This is a genomic window from Variovorax sp. RTB1 (genome assembly GCF_035018765.1).
In the GTDB taxonomy this organism is placed as follows: Bacteria; Pseudomonadota; Gammaproteobacteria; order Burkholderiales; family Burkholderiaceae_C; genus Variovorax.
This window is the reverse complement of sequence record NZ_JASJXG010000002.1, coordinates 227,063-246,659: the sequence shown is the minus strand read 5'-3', so window position 1 is coordinate 246,659 and position 19,597 is coordinate 227,063. Positions and strand designations below refer to the sequence as shown.

Below are 19,597 nucleotides of genomic sequence, written 5' to 3'. Positions count from 1 at the left end.
TGTGGGACTGCACAGCCTTTACAGGCGCTCCACGAGCCCGCGCGCTGCAGGATTCTTCCTACAAATCTCTCGAATGGAACAGCACGAGCCATCGCTCGCAGCCATGCAGGCCCGATCGGTGGCGCGCGATGTCGGCGGCACTTATCCGGCAGCGATCCGCATCGCAAGGTGTGCCAGCGCCTCTTCGACCTGGTCCACCAAAATCAACGACAAATCGCCCGGCTGCAAACGCGCCAGCGCCGTGTCGATGGCGATGAATTCGCCGCGGATCTCGTCGATAAGTTGCGTCCGCGATGCGCCCTGCAGACCTTGCCGCAGCAGTGCCATGACCTCGCCATCGGCCCGTCCACGCTGCGCCGCGTCCTGGTACAGGATCACTTCATCGAACGCTTGCCCGAGGATGGCGGTCTGGTCGCGGATGTCGCTGTCGCGCCGGTCGCCGGCACCGCTGATGACCACTGAGCGCTTGTTGGCCGGCATGGTGTCGACGGCGGACACCAGTGCGCGCATGGCGTCGGTGTTGTGGCCGTAGTCGGCGATGACGGTGGCACCGCGATAGTCCATCACGTTGAAGCGTCCGGGCACGCCGGCCGCGTCGTTCATGAAGCTCGCGACGCCGCTGCGGATGGTGCCCCAGTCGAGGCCTACGGCCCAGCCTGCGGCCACTGCCGCCATCACGTTGTCGACCTGAAAGCTGATCGTGCCGCCACGGGTGATCGGCACGTCGCGCAGTGGAATGCGCTCGCGCCACGAGCCTTCGGCTGCGATCAGGGTGTCCTGGTCGACGTAGACGGTGCGCTTGCCTTGCGCGCGGTGCGTTGCCATCACCGGGTGCTGCCGGTCGGCGGCAAAGAAGATCACGCTGCCGGGGCAGCCTGCGGCCATGGCGGCGACGTTCGGGTCGGCGGCATTGAGCACCGCATACCCGTCGTAAGCCACGTTGCGGACGATCACGCGCTTGAGCACGGCGAGGTCTTCGACCGTGGTGATGTAGTTGAGGCCCAGGTGATCCCCGCTGCCGATGTTGGTCACCACTGCGACCTGGCAGCGGTCGAAGCCGAGGCCTTCTCGCAGCACGCCACCGCGCGCGACCTCGAACACAGCCGCATCGACCTCGGGGTGCATCAGAACGTTGCGCGCGCTTTTCGGGCCGCTGCAATCGCCGCTGTCGATCTGCCGGCCATCGACCCACACGCCGTCGGTGTTGGTCATGCCGGTGCGCAGTCCGCTCGATGCGAGCAGATGGTTGATGAGGCGCGCCGTCGTCGTCTTGCCGTTGGTGCCGGTGACTGCGACCACCGGGATGCGGCCGGTGTCGCCGGGTGCATAGAGGGTGTCCATGATGGCCTCGCCGACCGCGCGGCCGCGGCCGAACGAGGGGGAGATGTGCATGCGCAGGCCGGGCGCGGCGTTGACTTCGACGACGCCGCCGTGTTGTTCTTCGAGCGGCCGCAGCACGCTCTCGCAGACCATGTCGACGCCGCAGATGTCGAGGCCGACCATTTGCGCCGCATCGACCGCGCGCGCTGCGATTTCGGGGTGCACGGTGTCGGTCACGTCGGTGGCGGTGCCGCCCGTGGAGAGATTCGCGTTGTTACGGAGCACGACCCGCTGACCTCGTTTCGGCACGCTTTCGGGCGTCAGGCCCTGCGATTCGAGACGCCCGATGGCGATGGCGTCGAGCTGGATCTTGGTGAGCGAGGTCGAATGGCCTTCGCCACGGCGCGGGTCGAGGTTGACGGTGTCGACCAGCTGCCGCACGGTGCAGGTGCCGTCGCCGATCACCTGCGGCGGATCGCGTCGCGCCGCAGCGATGAGCTTGTCGCCGACGACCAGCAGGCGGAAGTCGAAGCCGGGCAAGAACTTCTCGACCATGACCTCGCCGTAGACAGCGGCCGAGTCGTAGGCGGCTGTGAGTTGCTCGCGCGTGGTGATGTTGACCGTCACGCCCTTGCCCTGGTTGCCGTCTTGTGGCTTCACCACCACCGGCAGGCCGATGTCCATCGATGCGGCCCAGCCGTCGTCGGCGCTCGTCACCGGCCGACCCAGCGGCACGGGCACGCCAGCAGCGTTGAGCAATTGCTTGGTGAGTTCCTTGTCTTGCGCAATCGACTCGGCCACGCCGCTCGTGCTGTCGATCTCTGCCGCCTGGATGCGTCGCTGCTTGGCGCCCCAGCCGAACTGCACCAGACTGCCGCGCGTGAGGCGTCGATACGGAATGCCGCGCGCGACGGCTGCATCGACGATCGAGCCGGTGCTCGGGCCGAGGCGTTCGGATTCGTCTTCTTCGCGCAATTCAGCGATGGCCGCATCTGCGTCGAAGGCGGTGTCGTGCAACGCCGCGTTGATAAGTTGCTCGGCCAGTTCAATGGCGCGTCGGCCGACCGACTCTTCGCCGTACTGCACCGTCACTTGATAAATGCCCGCTTCCGCCGTCGGCTGGGTGTGACCGAAGTTGACCGCACAGCCGGCCTGCGCCTGCAGTGCCAACGCGGCGTTTTCAAGCACGTGTGCAAGGGCCAGCGGCTGGCCGAGCACGATCGGATGCAGTTCGCCGATGGTCGGAAACAGCGAGCGAAGGCGCGCGTCGAAACCGGAGAGCCGTTCCACGGCGTTCTCGTCGCCGGTGCACGAAACGATCGCCTCGATGGCGGTGTGTCGGCTCCAGAGGTTGGGGCCGCGCAGGGCGCGAATGCGTGTGACTTCCATGCCGGCTCTTCAGGAAAATTGTTGAAAGGACGACGAGGCGTGCGGTGCCGAAGGAGACGGCGCCGTCTGAGAAAGTTGCAGCGATGCGAGCGCCGCCTGCAGGTCGGCTTCGAAGGCTTCGACACCGGCACCGATCAGGTTCAGTGGTATGCCGAGCGCCCAGCCGGCCGCGACCGCCGCCAGCAAGCTGTCGATGCTCACACCCGCATGGGTCGCGCTCCAGATCGTGAGGCGCCCGAGGCCCGGCAAGAACGATTCACTGCTGCCGTTGGCCAGCACCACGCGGTCTTGCCGCACCAGCACGGCTTTGCCGCCGCTGGCCTGGTGCGCCGTCAGTGTCGCTGCGTGCGCGTCGGTCGAATACAGAATGACCACGCCATCGCACAACGGCGCGAGCCCGGCAACGCGGTCATCGGCGGCGTTCAGCACGGCGGTGCCTTCGGGCAGCACCACGTCGACTTGCGTGCGCAGCACCTTCACCAGCTGGTCGCTCTCCGTGATGTCGAACTCGGCGAGCGCGGCAGCGCCTTCCAGGTCGGTCACGATGCCGACTTCGCAGCGGTCGTAGGCCAGGCCGTCGCGCAGGATGGTCTCGGCACCGTTCTCGATGACGACGGCCTGCACCGCACGGTTGACCAGCAGGCGATGGCCTGCGCCCCAATTGGCGCTGTTGCGCGCATCGACGCGGCGGCGTTCCAGAAAGAGGCCGTCGCCGCACGCGAGCCCGGTGTACCGGCCGCCGAGGCCGATGAGCCAGGCCACCAAGCGCGCCAGCACGGCGGTGTCCTGCGAGCCGGCGATGCCGACGATCGGAATCCGGCCTGAGGCTTCATCCGGGAACAGGTGATCGCAAATCGCACGGCCGACCGGTCGTGGCGAACCGACCGCAGGCTTCAGGTGCATCAGCAAGCCCGGGCCTGCATTGACTTCGACAATGGCGCCGCCTTGCGCTGCCAGCGGCCGGCCGATGTCTTGCGCCACCAGGTCGATGCCGGCGATGTCGAGCCCGACGACGCGGGCCGCGAGCACGGCTGCGTGAGCGACTTCAGGGTGGACCTGATCGGTGCAGTCGACACCGAGGTTGCCGTTGCGCTGGATCGTGACCACGCGTCCGGCCTCGGGCACCGAGGTGCCATCGAGCTTCTGGCGTTGCAGCTCCAGCTGCAGCTTGGCGTCGGTCGGCAAGTCAATCAGGTCGAGTGGAAATTCTTCTTCGGCGCCGCGGCGCGGGTCGCTGTTGAGTTGCTTTTCAATGAGGTCGGCGACAGCGGTGTTGCCGTCGCCCGTCACGGTGATGATCTCGCCACGTGCCGCCGCCACGACCTGGCCACCGACCACCAGCAGGCGGTGTTCGCTGCCACGGATGAAGCGCTCGACCATCACGTCGCTGCCCTCGGGCTCGGCGACGGCGTAAGCGCCCATGACTTCTTCGCGCGTGTTGAGTTCGAGCGAGACGCCGCGGCCGTGGTTGGCGTCGGACGGCTTGACGACCACCGGCAGGCCCATGCTCTCGGCAACGTCCCAGGCTTCTTCGGCACTATCGACCACTTCGCCTTCAGGCACCGGCACGCCGCAGCTCGCGAGAAGCGACTTGGTGAGTTCCTTGTCGCTGGCAATCGATTCGCCGATGGCGCTGGTGTAGTCGGTTTCGGCAGTCCAGATGCGGCGCTGGCTGGCGCCGTAGCCGAGCTGTACCAAGTTGCCGCTGTTCAGGCGCATGTGCGGAATGCCGCGGTCGGTGGCGGCGCCGACGATGCACGCGGTGCTCGGGCCGAGGTAGCAGTCTTCGACCTGGCCCTTGACCACGTCGACCGCGCGCTGCACGTCGACCGCACCGAAAGATTCGTCGTTGATCGCGCTCATCAGCAGGCGATGGGCTTCTGCCAAGGCGGCGCGCGCAACTTGCTCGTCGCGTGCCCGGAACACCATGCGGTACACGCCGTGCTCGGAAGTGCTGCGGGTCTGGCCGAACCCGGTCGGCATGCCGGCGAGGTTGAGCAGTTCGATGACGACGTGTTCGAGCACATGGCCCGACCACGTGCCTTCGTTCAGCCGTGAAATAAATCCGCCCCGTTCACCGACGCCGCAGTGGTGCTCGATGAGTGCCGGCAGCAGGGTCGTCAGCCGCCCGGTGAAGCCGTCGATGGTGTTCGACGGAAAATCTTCCAGCCGGCCGAGATCGAGCCAAACTTCCAGCACCGGCCGATAAGTCCAGATGTTGGGGCCGCGCAAATAGTTGATGCGCAGGAGTCGGATGTCGTCGAAACGGGTCATGGGAACGTTCGATTGCTTTTCGAAATGATTTGGCAGGGCACCGCGGCGCGCTCAGGCGTGCTCATGGCGATCGGTCAAAATCGGCGCCCATTGCGCGCCACGGCGGGTCCCACGGGGCTCGGCGGGCCTGCAGCAGGCGAGAGTCAAATAAACACAATGCAACATCACGATCCAGTGGGTACCCGGCAGGGAGAAATAGAGGCGGTCTCAGACGCGCTGAAAAGCCGACTCACCTCCGCGGAAAACGTTCTGGCGACGCTCGCGGTTGACCTCGACAACGAACTTCGGTTCTCGTCCGGGCTCGTCGCGCTGACAGATCATCGCCTGCTGGCGCGAGACGCCGCCGGAGCGTGGCGCGAGTGGCCACTTTCGGAACCCGGAATCGCGCTGCATCTGATCGACCATGCGGGCATCGGCACGCTCGAGTTGCAGGGTGCGCAGGGCCAGCTGGCACGCTGGCATTACACGCTCGAGCAGCAGGCTTCGGCGCTCAGGCTGTTGAAGCTTTTCGGGCAGCGGATGGCTGTTGCTGTTGACCCGAATGCAGGCGCTGTTGCAATCGCCGGGCTGGCCGACGTCGATGAACTTCCCGAGGCAGTCGAGGCGCAGCCGCCGCCGTCGACATGGGGGCTGCTGCGGCTGGGCCGCTTCGCCAAGCCCTATCGCAAACAATTGATCACCGGCTTCCTGCTCACGCTGGCGTCGACCGCTGCCACGCTGGTGCCACCCTATCTGACCATCCCGTTGATGGACGACATCCTGATTCCGTTCCAGAACGGGCAGCAGATAGCCATCGCAAAGGTTGTTCTTTTTCTTGGGGCACTCTTGCTTTCGGCATTGGCTGGATGGGCGTTGGGTTGGGCGCGCACCTACCTGCTGGCACTCGTGTCGGAGCGCATCGGCGCCGACTTGCGCACGACCACGTATGAGCATCTGCTGACATTGCCGCTCGACTACTTCGGTGGCAAACGCACTGGCGACCTGATGTCGCGCATCGGCTCCGAGACCGACCGCATCAATGTTTTTCTTTCGTTGCACGCGCTCGACTTCGTGACCGACGTGCTGATGATCGCCATGACCGCGGTGATCCTGTTTTCGATCAATCCGTTGCTGGCGCTCGTCACGCTGGTACCGCTGCCCTTCATCGCCTGGATGATCCATGTGGTGCGCGATCGTCTGCGCACCGGCTTCGAGAAAATCGACCGCGTGTGGAGCGAAGTGACCAACGTGCTGGCCGACACCATTCCAGGCATTCGCGTGGTCAAGGCCTTCGCGCAGGAAAAGCGCGAGGCCGATCGCTTCCATGCCGCCAATGCGTACAACCTGCAAGTGAACGACAAGCTGAACAAGACGTGGTCGCTCTTCACGCCCAGCGTGTCGCTGCTCACCGAGATCGGCCTGCTCGTGGTCTGGGGCTTCGGCATCTGGCAGGTGGCGCGCGGGCGCATCACGGTCGGTGTGCTGACCGCCTTCATCGCCTATATCGGCCGCTTCTACACGCGGCTCGATTCGATGAGCCGCATCGTCTCGGTCACGCAAAAAGCGGCGGCCGGTGCCAAGCGCATCTTCGACATCCTCGACCATGTGAGCAACGTGCCGGAGCCGGTGAACCCGGTCAAGGTAAAGCGCATTATCGGACGTATCGAGATGAAGGACGTGGGCTTTCGATACGGCTCGCGTGCGGTGATTCGTAACCTCGACCTGGTGATCGAGCCCGGCGAAATGATCGGCCTTGTCGGCCACAGCGGTTCGGGCAAGAGCACGCTGGTCAACCTGATCTGCCGCTTCTACGACGTGACCGACGGCGCCATCCTGGTCGACGGCACCGACATCCGGCGCTTCGCAGTCACCGACTACCGGAGACATGTCGGGCTGGTGCTGCAGGAGCCGTTTCTGTTTTTCGGCACCATCGCGCAGAACATCGCCTACGGCAAGCCCGACGCCACGCGTGAAGAGGTCGTGGCTGCAGCACGCGCGGCCCACGCGCACGACTTCATCCTGCGGCTCGCGCACGGCTACGACTCGCTGGTCGGCGAGCGCGGACAAGGCCTGTCGGGCGGTGAGCGACAGCGCATCAGCATCGCCCGCGCGCTCTTGATCGACCCGCGCATCCTGATCCTCGACGAGGCCACATCGGCGGTCGACACCGAGACGGAGAAAGAGATTCAGCGGGCACTGGACAACCTGGTGAAAGGACGTACGACCATCGCCATCGCGCATCGGTTGTCTACGTTGCGCAAGGCCGACCGGCTGGTCGTGATGGACCGCGGCGAGGTCGTCGAGGTCGGGCCGCACGACGCGTTGATGGAAAAGCAGGGCGCCTATTGGCGGCTCTACCAGGCGCAATTGCGGCAGGCGGACGAAGAGGCGAGCGATGGCGCGGTGAGCGAGCGCGCTGCGGTGCAAGTGGCGCTCGGCACGCACGCGGCACATTCGGCGGGGCTGCAATGAACACGACGACAACGCGAATGAAGATGGACATCGAACGCGACACCTTTGGGCGACTCGTGCTGATCGACGTTGACGGCGTGCGCCACATCGGCATCGTGCCGGTACGCGCCTTTCCGCTCAGTGCGCCGGACGCCGGCGTGTCCCTGGTGGGTAGCGACGGCAAGGAAGTGCTGTGGCTCGACCGGCTGGATGATGTGCCTCCAGAGGCGCTCGCTTTGCTGGCGCAAGACTTGGCGGTGCGCGACTTCGCGCCGACGCTGCAGCAACTGCATGCGGTGTCGAGCTTCGGTGTGCCGAGCACATGGACCGTCAGCACCGACCGCGGCGAGACCAGTTTCGTGCTTAAAGCCGAAGAAGACATTCGCCGGCTCGACGGCGGCGCATTGCTGATCGCCAGCGCGCATGGCGTGCAGTTCCGCATTCCCGATGCGAAGGCGCTGGACCGTACTTCGCGCAAGTTGCTCGAGCGCTTTCTTTAGTTCGCTGTAGTCAGAGACCAGATCAATCTGCGGAGTAAAACCGCGCAGATCGACATTTGCCAAGTAGATACTAGTTGTAATGTAAGTCTTTTGTTGTAACATCGCGCCAACACAAAGCACTGAATTGCAATCCGGATAGAGCGGGGCGCAGTAGGCAGTTCGTTGGCGAAACATCGTTTCGCGCTGCCTTGCTTTCAATCCGGAGGTTTCGATGTCCAACTTCTCCGCCACGTTTCGTTCGCGCGGATCGTACAAAGGGTCATAGGCGTGAATCTCAGCACCTTCGCCATTATTTTTGCGGGTGTGCTGCTGAATTCGGCAGCCCAGCTGATGCTCAAGGCAGGCGCCCGAGCGATCGGTTCAGTGTCCATGGCAAGCATCGGATCGATGGTCGATGCCGCGTGGAGCGCTGCCTTGCAGCCTTGGATACTGGTGGGTCTGACCTGCTATTTCATCAGTGCAGGACTGTGGGTCGTTGCATTGACGCGAGTCGATGTCACAGTCGCATACCCCATGCTCTCGATGGGATACGTCATCGCAGCGGTCCTTGCATGGCATTTTTTCGGTGAGGCATTAACTACGCAACGCTTGCTCGGGATCGCAATCATCCTGGTCGGCGTCGTTGTTCTCGGCAGGGGTTGAGATGGCATCGAGCCTCACTCTCGCGGTCTCGCCCCAGCCGCTCTACGTCGATCTCGACGGTACATTGATCGCCACCGATCTGCTGCACGAATCATTGCTGCAGTTGGTGCGCTCAGCACCGGGTTCGTTGCTCAGCCTCCCATGGTGGCTCGTGCACGGGAAATCCGCTTTCAAGCGAAAAGTCGCACTGCACGTTGACATCGATGTCGTCACGCTGCCATATCGCCCCGCTGTTCTGGAATTGATTCGTAACGCACGTGTGGCCGGACGCCGGGTGGTGCTCGCCACTGCCAGCGACGCCGAATTCGCACGCAAGGTCGCAGACCATTTGGGTCTGTTCGATGCCGTTCTGGCTTCGGACGGCCTTATCAACATGCGCGGCGCGGCCAAGCTGAAGGCCATTCAAGATGATGCCGAAGGTGAGCCGTTTTGCTACGCAGGTGACAGCACCGCGGATCTGGACGTGTGGAGCGGAGCCGCCGCCGCGGTTGTCGTGAGCCGCTCGCGTTCTTTGGTACAGCATGCTGCCCGGTTGACAAAGGTCGATGCAGTCATCGAACCTCCGACAGCCTCCTTGCGGCGCTACCTCTATGGAATGCGGCTGCATCAATGGCTTAAAAACGTGCTGGTGTTTCTGCCGCTGATGCCAGTGCTGCACGCCCTCAGCAGCGCGCTGCTGCTCAACGGCGTCTTTGCCTTTTTTGCTTTTGGGCTGGCTGCATCTGCGGTCTATATCGTCAATGATTTGCTCGATCTACAGTCTGATCGACTGCACCATCGCAAACGGTTACGACCGTTTGCGGCCGGCGAGATCTCGGTGCTCCGCGGACTGGCGCTGGCGACTGGGCTTGCCTTGGCGTCGCTTGCGTTTTCGTTGCTCTTTCTCCCGAAAGTTTTTCTGTGGGTGCTGCTCTTCTATGTCGCACTGACCACCGCTTATTCCCTGTTTTTGAAGCGTCGTGCGGTGGTCGATGTCTTTTCGCTGGCCGGCCTCTACACAGTCCGGGTCGCGGCGGGAACTGCGGCAACCGGGCAGCCACTGTCGTTCTGGATTTTGTCGTTCTCGCTTTTCATATTCCTGAGTCTTGCATTGGCCAAGCGCTACGTCGAACTGACGACCGGTTCGCCGGATGCACTGGAGCGAATGACGCGCGATCGCGGCTATCAACCTGGCGACGTTACTTTCGTGCTCAGCGCAGGCGTCGCCGCAGGGCAAATGTCGGCGCTGTTGCTCAGCTTGTATTTGCAGGACTCGCAGATGTCGGAGAGATACGTCAACCCTGTTTACCTATGGGCATTGATCCCGGTTTTCTTGTTTTGGGTCATGCGCATCTGGCTTAAGGCGATTCGTGGCGCGTTGCACGACGACCCGGTGGTTTTTGCGGCGCGTGACTGGGTCAGCCGACTTGCCGTCGGCATGGCTGCAGTTGTCCTATACCTGGCCGGTTGAGCTTCAAACACAATTTCCTTTTGCAAAGATTCGAATAAGCAATGAACAATATCAATACGGCGCACAGGCGCAGTTCTGCAACGGGCGGGGAAAGCGTCCTGATCGTGCTGGCAGTGGTACTTTTGTTGACGATGCTTCATTTGCACTACCCGTTCAATGAAGACCAGGCGCTTTTCATGTACGCGGCGCGCGAGATGGCCGATGGCGCACAGATGTACCGCGAGTTCTGGGATATGAAGCAGCCTGGGATCTATTGGTGGTACTTGGCGGTCGGATCGATCTTCAGCTTCGATGCAGTCGGCCTGCGCTGGATGGATGTTCTCTGGTCTCTCTGTGTTGCCGGCGTTCTGTGGGCGGCTGTGCGACAGCGAGGCGCACTCGCAGCCGTCCTTGCGCCGTGCTTCGGTTTCGCGAGTTTCTACGGTCGGGCTTCCATCAACCAGTTTTCACAGGTCGAATGGATTGTGGGCGGCCCCATCGCGGTCGTGCTGTGGTGCGTCGGTGTCGAATCGAAGCCAGGCAAAGAACGCGCGACGGCAGGGCGCTACGCGATTGCCGGCGCGATGCTTGCAATCGTTGCGTTGTTCAAAACCATGCTGGTTATTCTGCCCATGGCCGTGATCGTGACGGCAATCGCCCACGCCAAGTGGAAAGACAGGATAGATGGAGGTAGTTTGATCAGGTGGCGAGTGGCACCGATGGTCGCGGGTTGCCTCCTTACGTTGTTGCCGGTGGTGATCTGGATGCAACTCAATGGCACCTTGACCGAGGCGCTCTGGACGGCCTTCGTGTATCCCGGGATCGCAGTGCGAGAGTACGAGCACAACACCATACTCAGGCTCCTGGGTTCGACGCGCTGGTTCCTTATCGGCACGGTTGCGTTGGTTCCCTGGGCCGCATGGGCTGCCTTCAACGGGTTGCGGCATCGGTCGCGCCTGGAGTTGCTCTGTACCGCGTGGTGTGCAGGGGCGATGATTGTCATCCCCATGCAGGTGCTTTCATTCTGGGACTATCACTTCGACCTGCTTTTCCTGCCACTCGGCGTACTCGCAGCACTGGGCTTCGTCGATGCACTGTACCGTCTTGGTTCCACGAAGAATCTGCGCTATCGACAAGCCGCCATTGCGCTGATGATCATCAGCGTACTGACTAACTTCGGATGGCCATTGGGCCGAAAAGTAGTGAAGGTGTTTGCTGCGATGCCCTTTACTGCGGCCAGTCAGAGCGCGTTGGACAATTCGCTCGATGCTCGGTTGTCAGAGTACAAAGAGTCCGTGGAGGCTGTGAGAGGCATTGCCGGCGAGCAGGACCGTATCGTTGTATGGGGTGATGCGAGGATGCATTTCATGCTGCAACGTCGGCCGGTGATTGAAATCAATGGCTCAACGTTTTATCTTGCTCGCCAGTTGGAACAGGTAGTCAGCGAGATTCGCGAGAAAAAGCCGAAGCTCATTTATCTGAGCAAAGAGAGAGACCGTATGACCTATCACGGGGGCGGCATATTACCGATAACGATCAAGGAGATGTACGAGCCGGCATACGACAACCGTTTTGGCACATGGTATCGACTCCGAAGTGGCGCCATTGTCAAAACAACTTCCTGAAGCAGACTAGTCGAAAGCCTGCACTGAGCCGGGTATGCCTATGGAAGACAGAATTTCGCTACCTCGTCGTGTGTGATCGGTGCCAGTGCCAACTGGAAAGCTTTCCAGGATTTCTTGTTCATCAAGGCAAAACGGTTCGACAGTCAGTCGAAACGGCACAACCTGCGTGACTGCGAAAATCAGGCCAGCCGGCCACGAGGCGTGGCGCACAGTCGACGTGCCATGCACGGCGCCGATCGTCCACCATACCTTTCACGAACATGCCGCTCCACACCACCGCACTCGTTCTCTTTTCCGGCGGCCAGGACTCGACGACTTGCCTCGCCGACGCGCTTTCGAAGTACCAGCGGGTCGAGACACTCGGTTTCGATTACGGCCAGCGCCACCGCATCGAGCTCGATATGCGCGGCAGCATTCTGGCGAAACTGCGCGAGTGCTTTCCGCGCTGGGCATCGCGGCTCGGCGAAGACCATTTGCTGACGATCGACGCGCTGGCTCAACTCGGAGGCTCGTCGCTCACCGAAGAGGTCGCTTTCGCGATGCAGGCCGACGGCTTGCCGAACACGTTCGTGCCCGGCCGCAACCTGCTGTTCCTCACGCTCGCCGGTGCGCTGGCCTACCGGCGCGGACTCCAAGTGATCGTCACCGGAGTTTGCGAAACCGACTTTTCCGGCTACCCCGATTGCCGCGACGACACCATGAAGGCGATGCAACTGGCCCTGTCGCTCGGCCTGGAGCGGCGCCTGGTCATCGAGACGCCGTTGATGTGGATCAACAAGGCCGAGACTTGGCAAATGGCCGAGCGCCTCGGCGGCTTGCCGCTGGTCGAACTCATCGTCGAAGAGACGCACACCTGCTACCTCGGCGAGCGCACGCATCGGCACGCCTGGGGTTACGGCTGCGGCACCTGCCCGGCGTGCGTGCTTCGAAAGAACGGGTGGGAGCGCTACGTCGTCCGCGACTGAGCAGTCGACGAACTCACGCGGCAGCGCCGGCTAGGCTTCCTGCATCGGTGCTCAATCGGTAGCGCGCTTTGCCTTCCGATCCAGTGCCCTCAGCTTGCGGCACCAGCGTCCAGCGCTGCTTGTGGTGATCGCCAACCGAAGGTCGATGCGCGATCGAGACCATGGCGCCACCCGCTGCCTGCACCGTGGCCGCTAGCCGCTTGTACAACACGGCCTCTGCCTCGGCATCGAGCGCGCTGGTGGCCTCATCGGCGAACAGCCATGCCGGTTTCTTGAGCAGCACGCGCGCGATGGCGAGGCGTTGTTGCTCGCCGCCGGAGAGCTTCTGGCTCCAGGCGTCGCTGTCGTCCAGCCGCTTTGCGAGCTCGGGCAGCAGCGCGTCATTCAACGCCTGGCGCAATGCGTCGTCGTCGTAGTCCGAGGCGAGGTTCGGGTAGGTCAGCGCATCGCGCAAACTGCCATCCGGCACATACGGCCGCTGCGGAATGAACATCGTGTTGGTTGGCACGTGCACGGTGCCGACGGCAAAGGGCCAGATGCCGGCGAAGGCGCGGAACAGCGTCGACTTTCCGCTGCCCGACGGGCCCTGCAGCAGCACGCTCTCGCCGGGCTGCACGGTCAGCGCGGTGTGATGCAACAGCTTGGTGCCGTCGGGCAATGCCACGTCGAGGTTGTCGGTGTGCAGGCGCGAGCCGGGCTGCCGCGCGACCGGCGCCTGCGTTTCTGCGTGCGCGCGCATGGCGTCGTCGAAGGTGGAGAGCCGGTCGGCGGTGGCGCGCCAAACTGCGACCCGATCGTAGTTGTCGACGAACCACGAGAGCGAGTCCTGCACCGTGCTGAAAGTGCGAGAAATTTGCATCAGCTCGCCGAACTGGATCGCGCCGCTGAAGAACCGCGGCGCCGCCAGAAAGAACGGAAACACCACGGACAACTGGCCGAACGATGCGGTGAACGCCACCAGGTTCTTCTGTTGCTTGATGAGCGAGAGGTAGTTGCGCAGCACACTGGAGAAGCGCGTGTCGAGCTGGCCGTGCTCGACCTTTTCACCACGATCGAGCGCGATGGCTTCGCTGTTCTCGCGCACCCGGATCAGGTGATGCCGGAAGTCGGCTTCGAAGCGCTGCTGACGGAAGTTGAGGCCGATGAGCGGCCGCCCGATGTAATGCGTGATGGTCGTGCCGACGGCGCAGTAGATCGCCGCGACCCAGACCATGTAACCCGGCACCGAGAAGCTCTGCCCGCCCAGCGTGAACGCCAGCGGACCCGACAGGCCCCACAGAATGCCGATGAAGGTGACCAGCGTCACGACCGAGTTCAGGATGCCCATCGACAGCGTCACTGTGTAGTCGGTGAAGAGCTGCATGTCTTCCTGGATACGCTGGTCCGGGTTGTCGGGGTTGTCGGGGTTGGCAGTTTGCGCGCCATCGACCGTGTTCCTAGCCGAATATCGCGCGAGCTCGAGCCGGTAGAAGGTGTGGTTGGCGAGCCAGCGCGTCATGTAGCTGCGCGTCATCCAAGCGCGCCACCGCACCTGCAGGAGTTGGGTCAAATAGAACTTGAGGACAGCGACCAGGATGCCGGCCATCGCGATGTAGGTGAATCGCAGCAGCTGCGTCCAGAACACCGGCTGGTTCTTGGCCTGCAGCGCGTCGTAGAACACGCGGCTCCAGTCGTTGATGAGCACCGTCACGTAGACAGTGCCGAGGTTCAGCGCGACGACACCGATCAACAGGCCCCAGGCCTTCCACTTTTCTTCGGAGCGAAAGTAAGGCGCCGACAGCCGCCCTATGCGCCGCAGCGTCTGCAGGAAAGACCGAGAAGGCTCCGCGAGCGACGTTGCGGGAAGAGTGGAAGAAGCAGAAGACATCGAACCGCCATCATCGTGAAGCGCGTCGGTACGCGCGGTGCGGGCATCCTAGCGCCGTGTCTCGCGCCAAAGTTAAGCGGCCCTGAAGCGCAGTGCTTCAGTCGGGCTTGTCTTCAGCCTTCGGCTTTGGCAGAACGGGCGTCGAGCCCGGCGCCAGCAAGCCGGTGCGCGCGTAAGTCATCAGCTTGTCGCGCGTGTCGATGATGTCGAGGTTGCGCATGGTCAACTGACCGATGCGGTCGCGCGGCGAGAAAGCGCCCTCTACCTTTTCCATGCTCAGGCGCTCGGGCTTGTAGGTGAGGTTCGGCGAATCGGTGTTCAGCAGGGAGTAGTCGTTGCCGCGGCGCAGTTCCAGTGTCACTTCACCTGTGATGGCGCTGGCGATCCAGCGCTGCGCCGTCTCGCGCAGCATGATCGCCTGCGGGTCGAACCAGCGGCCCTGGTAGAGCAGGCGGCCGAGTTTCAGGCCGTTCATGCGGTACTGCTCGATGGTGTCCTCGTTGTGGATGCCCGTCACCAGTCGCTCGTACGCAATGTAGAGCAAGGCCAGGCCGGGTGCCTCGTAGATGCCGCGGCTCTTGGCTTCGATGATGCGGTTTTCGATCTGGTCGCTCATGCCCAAACCGTGGCGGCCGCCGATGCGATTCGCTTCGAGCAGCAACGACACCGGGTCGGCATAGCTCACGCCGTTGAGCGCCACCGGCATGCCTTGTTCGAAGCGCACCGTGACCTCCTCGGTCTTGACCTCGACGGTCTCTTTCCAGAAGGCCACGCCCATGATCGGATTGACGATCTTCATGCCGCTCGACAGGTGCTCCAGGTCTTTGGCCTCGTGCGTCGCACCCAGCATGTTGGAGTCGGTCGAGTAGGCTTTTTCAGCCGACATCTTGTAGCCGAAACCGTGCTGGGTCATGAAGGCCGACATCTCGGCACGGCCGCCCAGTTCGTCGATGAACAATTGGTCGAGCCACGGCTTGTAGATCTTGAGCGACGGGTTGGTGAGCAGGCCGTAGCGGTAGAAACGCTCGATGTCGTTGCCCTTGTAGGTGCTGCCGTCGCCCCAGATGTTGACGTCGTCTTCCCTCATGGCCGCGACCAGCATCGTGCCGGTGACCGCACGGCCGATCGGCGTCGTGTTGAAGTAGGTGACGCCAGCGGTCGAAATGTGGAAGGCACCGGCCTGCAGCGCGGCGATGCCTTCGTTGACCAGCTGCGTGCGGCAGTCGACGAGCCGCGCCTGGATCGCGCCGTACTCCATCGCCTTGCGCGGGATCTCTTCGTAGTCCGGCTCGTCGGGCTGGCCCAGGTTGGCCGTGTACGCATAGGGCAGCGCACCCTTTTGCTTCATCCAGAGCAAGGCAGCGCTGGTGTCGAGTCCGCCGGAGAAGGCGATGCCGACTTTTTGGCCGGCGGGGATGTCTTGGAGGATGGTGGACATGGGCAACGTGGGGCAGAAGGTGGGCTCAGGGTGCCGTAGCACGCGGAAAGAGGAAAACCGAACGCGTTATTTTCGGCGGTTTTTCAGTGCGGATTGCTGATGCCGCTCGACACATGGCCAGACGGCACATGGCGTGCCGCCGCATCGACGTGGCCGGTCTGGTCGTCGAAAAAGAAATCAGGTTCGAACTCGCGCAGGAACTCGCCCTTGGGCAGGCCACCGAGGAACATCGCTTCGTCGACGCGGATGTTCCATTTCATGAGCGTGCGAATGGCGCGCTCGTGCGCCGGCGCGCTGCGCGCCGTCACCAGCGCAGTGCGAATGCGCATGTCGACATTGCCGGCGTGTTGCAACCGGTGCAGCGCGGCCAGCAATGGTTTGAACGGGCCTTCGGGCAGCGGCAGTTCAGCCTTGCTGGATTCGTGCGCCTGGAACGCATCGAGCCCCTGGCTCTGGAACACCCGTTCGGCCTCGTCGCTGAACAGCACCGCGTCGCCGTCGAAAGCGATGCGCACTTCGTCCGGGTAGGCGTCGCTCGCCTTGACCGATTCGACCAGCACGCGCGCCGCAGGAAAGCCGGCGTTGAGCGCTTCACGCACGTCTTCTGCGTTGACCGACAAGAACAGGTGGGCACGCAGCGGCCGCAGATAGCCGAACGGCGGCCGCCCCTGAGTGAACACGCCGCGCTGCAGCTTGATGTCGGCCGCCACGCTCGACTTGAAAATCCGCATGCCCGACACCGGATCGTTGCGCGACAGGATCACGACTTCGACGCGCTGCACGCCGTCGTCGTTGAAGCGCAGCAGCTTGCGCACCAGCGAGTACGCGATGCCGGGTTGGGCCGGCACGTCGAGCCGCTCGAACTGCAGCTTCATGTAGCCCTCGGGATCGCCCGAATCGAACAGCCGGTTTTCTTCCTCGAGATTGAAGAGTGCGCGGGAAGAAATGGCGACGACGAGCTTGTCGTCCAGGGTGACGGCCATGGGTTGTCGCTTGCTACTTGACGAACTGGTTGAGCTGAATGATCGGCATCAGCACCGCCAGCACGATGAGCATGACGACGCCGCCCATCGCCACGATCAGCAGTGGCTCCAGGATGGTCGCCAGATGCATCGCGCGCCGTTGGACCTCGGCGCCGAGCTGGTTGGCGGCGCGCTGCAGCATCAGCGGCAGCGTGCCGGTTTGCTCGCCGAGCCGCGCGAACATCGAGACGATGCCGGGAAAGCGTTTCTTTTGCGCCAGCGCCGAAGCCAGCGGCGCGCCTTCGCGCACCAGCACCAGGGCATCGAGCGCATCGGCGCGCATGGCGGTGTTACTCAGCGTTTCGGAAGCGGCCTGCAGCGCTTTCAGGATCGGCACGCCGGCCGTCGTGAGCATGGCCAGCGTGCTGGCAAAGCGCGCCGCGTTGTACTGACGCGCGAGCTTGCCGATCAATGGAAGGTTGAGCCACGCGGCATCGAACTTTTCGCGGAAGGCCGCGCGGGCCAAAGCGAGCCGTGCGCTGAACACGATGAAGGCGATCGCCACCAGCATGGCCCATCCATAGTTCCGAACGAACGCGCTCAGGCCCAGCATTGCGACGGTCAAAAACGGTAGTGCGCGCTTGGTGCCCGCGAACACGTTTGCGACTTGCGGCACCACGTAGCTGACCAGAAAGATCACGATGGCGATCGCTACGAGCGTGACGATGGCCGGGTACAGCGCCGCGCCGACCAGCTTTTGCCGCAACGCCATGCTTTGTTCAAGGTCGTCGGCAAGTCGCTCCAGCACCATGCCCAGGTTGCCGCTCTGCTCGCCGGCGCTGATCACCGCGGTGTAGATCGGCGAGAACTCGTGAGGATGCTGCGACAGGGCGCGTCCGAAGGGCGAGCCGCCGTTGACTTCGGCCCGCAGCGAGGCCAGCAGATTGCGCTGTCGTTCGCTTTCGGCCTCGTCAGTCAGCGCGGTGAGGGCGCGTTCCAGCGGCAGGCCGGAAGAGATCAATCCTGCAAGTTGCCGCGTCCAGATGGCCAGGGCGGTGGAATTGAAGATGCGCCCGCCTGCCAATGCGCGGCGCCAGCCGCTGGACGATGGTGCATCGGCCCCGCCACTGCCGACGGATGTGACGGTCAGCGGGATGAGCGATTGCGCGCGGAGCAGGCCGCGGGCGCTGCGGGCGGTGTCGGCTTCGAGCACGCCTTTGCGGGCCAGGCCTTGCTGGTCTATGGCTTCGAAGGAATAGGCAGGCATGAGCGGATAGGTGGCGAGAGTTCGCTAGTTCGCATTGTCAGTGTTTGCAGGCGGCATGCGTCGTGCCCGGCGAGACGTCCTCAGTCTCGCGTCACCCGCAACAGTTCTGCCCGCGACGTCACCCCGGCCTGCACCAGTCGCTCCCCGTCCTCGCGCATCGACCTCAAGCCGCCGCGCTCGGCAGCGACGAAGAGCTGGCTCTCGGGCGCGCGGCTGTGGATCAGCGACTGCACCGTTTCGTCGGCGACCAGCAGTTCGAAGATACCGGTGCGGCCCTGGTAGCCGGTTTGGCCGCAAGCTTCGCAGCCGGCGCCGGTGCACACGGTGCAGACCTTTCGCACCAGTCGTTGCGCCAGCACGCCGAGCAACGACGAGCTGAGCAGGAACGGTTCGACGCCCATGTCGGTCAGCCGCGTCACCGCACTCACCGAATCGTTGGTGTGCAAAGTCGCCAGCACCAGGTGTCCTGTCAGCGACGCCTGGATCGCGATCTGCGCAGTCTCGAAATCGCGAATCTCGCCGATCATGATCACGTCGGGGTCCTGCCGGAGGATCGCGCGCAAGGCCTTGGCAAAAGTCAGTTCGATCTTGGCGTTGACCTGCGTTTGCCCGATGCCTGTCAGCTCGTACTCGATGGGGTCTTCGACCGTCATGATGTTGCTGCGGCCGGCGTCGAGTCGGCCGAGTGCGGCGTACAGCGTCGTGGTCTTGCCGGAGCCGGTCGGTCCCGTCACCAGGATGATCCCGTGCGGCTGGCCGATGAGCTGCTCGAAGCGCGCCAGCGTGCCGCCCTGCATGCCGACAGCCTCTAGCGTGAGCTTGCTTTCGGTCTTGTCGAGCAGCCGCAGCACAGCGCGTTCGCCGTGCGCCGAGGGCAGCGTCGACACGCGCACGTCGACTGCACGGGTGCCGATGCGCAGGCTGATGCGGCCATCTTGAGGCAGGCGCTTTTCGGCGATGTCGAGGTCCGCCATGATTTTCAGGCGCGAGATCAGCGCCGCATGCAGCGCGCGATTGGGCTGCACCACTTCGCGCAGCGTGCCATCGATGCGAAAGCGGACCGACGAGGTGCGCTCGTACGGCTCGATGTGGATGTCGCTGGCGCCGTCGCGCGCGGCCTGTGTCAACAGCGCGTTAAGCATGCGAATGATGGGCGCGTCGCCCGCGCTTTCGAGCAAGTCTTCGACCGCCGGGAGCTCCTGCATCATTCTCGACAGGTCGGCGTCGCCCTGCACTTCGCTCACCACTGCGGCGGCGTTCGATTCGCCTTGCGCATAGGCAGCGCTGATGCGTTGCGCCAGCTGGCCGGCCGGCAACGCTTCGAAGGTCTTGACGGCGTACTTGCGCATCACCTCGCCGACCGCACTGCGCGGTGGCGCCTGCGGCATCCACAACGTGTAGGCACCGTCGTCGGCCTCTTCGAGCAGCAGTTGCTGGCCGCGAGCGAACGCGTAGGGCAGGGGGTAGCGCATCAGGAGGCCAATTTATC

At 63.5% G+C, this 19,597-nt stretch carries 13 protein-coding genes; 6 read left to right on the top strand and 7 right to left on the bottom strand.

What is annotated here, in order from left to right:
- Positions 1 to 141: 141 nt before the first annotated feature.
- Together cphA (QN397_RS02570) and cphA (QN397_RS02565) are read right to left on the bottom strand one after the other, a co-directional pair.
- Positions 142 to 2,709: a cyanophycin synthetase gene (gene cphA, locus QN397_RS02570; protein WP_323499974.1), complete on the bottom strand. Its 2,568-nt coding sequence runs from the start codon at positions 2,707 to 2,709 to the stop codon at positions 142 to 144.
- Between the two features lie 9 nt (positions 2,710 to 2,718).
- Entirely contained in the window at positions 2,719 to 4,983 is a 2,265-nt protein-coding gene (gene cphA / locus QN397_RS02565; protein ID WP_323499973.1) for a cyanophycin synthetase, read from the bottom strand.
- Positions 4,984 to 5,139: 156 nt separating this feature from the next.
- Here cphA (QN397_RS02565) and QN397_RS02560 point away from each other — a divergent pair, with 156 nt between their 5' ends.
- The 6 genes from QN397_RS02560 (at position 5,140) to queC (ending at position 12,574) form a co-directional block, all read left to right on the top strand.
- Positions 5,140 to 7,434, top strand: coding sequence for an ABC transporter ATP-binding protein (locus QN397_RS02560; RefSeq protein WP_323499972.1), 2,295 nt, complete (start codon positions 5,140 to 5,142; stop codon positions 7,432 to 7,434).
- Complete coding sequence (locus QN397_RS02555) at positions 7,431 to 7,913, top strand: DUF1854 domain-containing protein (protein WP_323499971.1); 483 nt, start codon at positions 7,431 to 7,433, stop codon at positions 7,911 to 7,913. Before QN397_RS02560 ends, QN397_RS02555 begins: the two co-directional genes overlap by 4 nt.
- Positions 7,914 to 8,180: 267 nt before the next feature.
- A complete protein-coding gene (locus QN397_RS02550; protein WP_323499970.1) occupies positions 8,181 to 8,555 on the top strand; it encodes an SMR family transporter in 375 nt (124 codons plus the stop codon).
- Position 8,556: 1 nt separating this feature from the next.
- On the top strand, positions 8,557 to 10,005 hold the full coding sequence (locus tag QN397_RS02545) for a UbiA family prenyltransferase (RefSeq protein WP_323499969.1): 1,449 nt from the start codon (positions 8,557 to 8,559) through the stop codon (positions 10,003 to 10,005).
- 41 nt (positions 10,006 to 10,046) lie between these two features.
- Positions 10,047 to 11,609: a hypothetical protein gene (locus tag QN397_RS02540; protein WP_323499968.1), complete on the top strand. Its 1,563-nt coding sequence runs from the start codon at positions 10,047 to 10,049 to the stop codon at positions 11,607 to 11,609.
- Positions 11,610 to 11,869: 260 nt separating this feature from the next.
- Entirely contained in the window at positions 11,870 to 12,574 is a 705-nt protein-coding gene (gene queC, locus QN397_RS02535) for a 7-cyano-7-deazaguanine synthase QueC (RefSeq protein ID WP_323499967.1), read from the top strand.
- A gap of 13 nt (positions 12,575 to 12,587) precedes the next feature.
- On the opposite strand, the gene QN397_RS02530 is transcribed toward queC, so the two are convergent.
- From QN397_RS02530 to QN397_RS02510, 5 genes are all read right to left on the bottom strand, one after another.
- Positions 12,588 to 14,441: an ABC transporter ATP-binding protein/permease gene (locus QN397_RS02530; RefSeq protein ID WP_323499966.1), complete on the bottom strand. Its 1,854-nt coding sequence runs from the start codon at positions 14,439 to 14,441 to the stop codon at positions 12,588 to 12,590.
- A 97-nt stretch (positions 14,442 to 14,538) separates the two neighbouring features.
- On the bottom strand, positions 14,539 to 15,879 hold the full coding sequence (gene argG / locus QN397_RS02525) for an argininosuccinate synthase (RefSeq protein ID WP_323499965.1): 1,341 nt from the start codon (positions 15,877 to 15,879) through the stop codon (positions 14,539 to 14,541).
- 83 nt (positions 15,880 to 15,962) lie between these two features.
- The gene (locus QN397_RS02520; RefSeq protein WP_323494775.1) at positions 15,963 to 16,862 is read right to left on the bottom strand and encodes a 5'-nucleotidase; all 900 of its coding nucleotides are present in this window, start codon (positions 16,860 to 16,862) and stop codon (positions 15,963 to 15,965) included.
- 13 nt (positions 16,863 to 16,875) lie between these two features.
- Positions 16,876 to 18,108, bottom strand: coding sequence for a type II secretion system inner membrane protein GspF (gene gspF, locus QN397_RS02515; protein ID WP_323499964.1), 1,233 nt, complete (start codon positions 18,106 to 18,108; stop codon positions 16,876 to 16,878).
- Positions 18,109 to 18,188: 80 nt separating this feature from the next.
- A complete protein-coding gene (locus tag QN397_RS02510) occupies positions 18,189 to 19,580 on the bottom strand; it encodes a GspE/PulE family protein (RefSeq protein ID WP_323499963.1) in 1,392 nt (463 codons plus the stop codon).
- Between the last annotated feature and the right edge of the window lie 17 nt (positions 19,581 to 19,597).

Excerpts from the sequence above, each read along its gene's own strand:
- cphA (WP_323499973.1), bottom strand. The coding sequence starts at position 4,983 with ATGACCCGTTTCGACGACATCCGACTCCTGCGCATCAACTATTTGCGC.
- QN397_RS02560 (WP_323499972.1), top strand. The coding sequence starts at position 5,140 with ATGCAACATCACGATCCAGTGGGTACCCGGCAGGGAGAAATAGAGGCG.
- QN397_RS02555 (WP_323499971.1), top strand. The coding sequence starts at position 7,431 with ATGAACACGACGACAACGCGAATGAAGATGGACATCGAACGCGACACC.
- cphA (WP_323499974.1), bottom strand. The coding sequence starts at position 2,709 with ATGGAAGTCACACGCATTCGCGCCCTGCGCGGCCCCAACCTCTGGAGC.
- gspF (WP_323499964.1), bottom strand. The coding sequence starts at position 18,108 with ATGCCTGCCTATTCCTTCGAAGCCATAGACCAGCAAGGCCTGGCCCGC.
- QN397_RS02545 (WP_323499969.1), top strand. The coding sequence starts at position 8,557 with ATGGCATCGAGCCTCACTCTCGCGGTCTCGCCCCAGCCGCTCTACGTC.
- QN397_RS02510 (WP_323499963.1), bottom strand. The coding sequence starts at position 19,580 with ATGCGCTACCCCCTGCCCTACGCGTTCGCTCGCGGCCAGCAACTGCTG.
- argG (WP_323499965.1), bottom strand. The coding sequence starts at position 15,879 with ATGTCCACCATCCTCCAAGACATCCCCGCCGGCCAAAAAGTCGGCATC.
- QN397_RS02540 (WP_323499968.1), top strand. The coding sequence starts at position 10,047 with ATGAACAATATCAATACGGCGCACAGGCGCAGTTCTGCAACGGGCGGG.
- QN397_RS02530 (WP_323499966.1), bottom strand. The coding sequence starts at position 14,441 with ATGTCTTCTGCTTCTTCCACTCTTCCCGCAACGTCGCTCGCGGAGCCT.
- QN397_RS02520 (WP_323494775.1), bottom strand. The coding sequence starts at position 16,862 with ATGGCCGTCACCCTGGACGACAAGCTCGTCGTCGCCATTTCTTCCCGC.
- queC (WP_323499967.1), top strand. The coding sequence starts at position 11,870 with ATGCCGCTCCACACCACCGCACTCGTTCTCTTTTCCGGCGGCCAGGAC.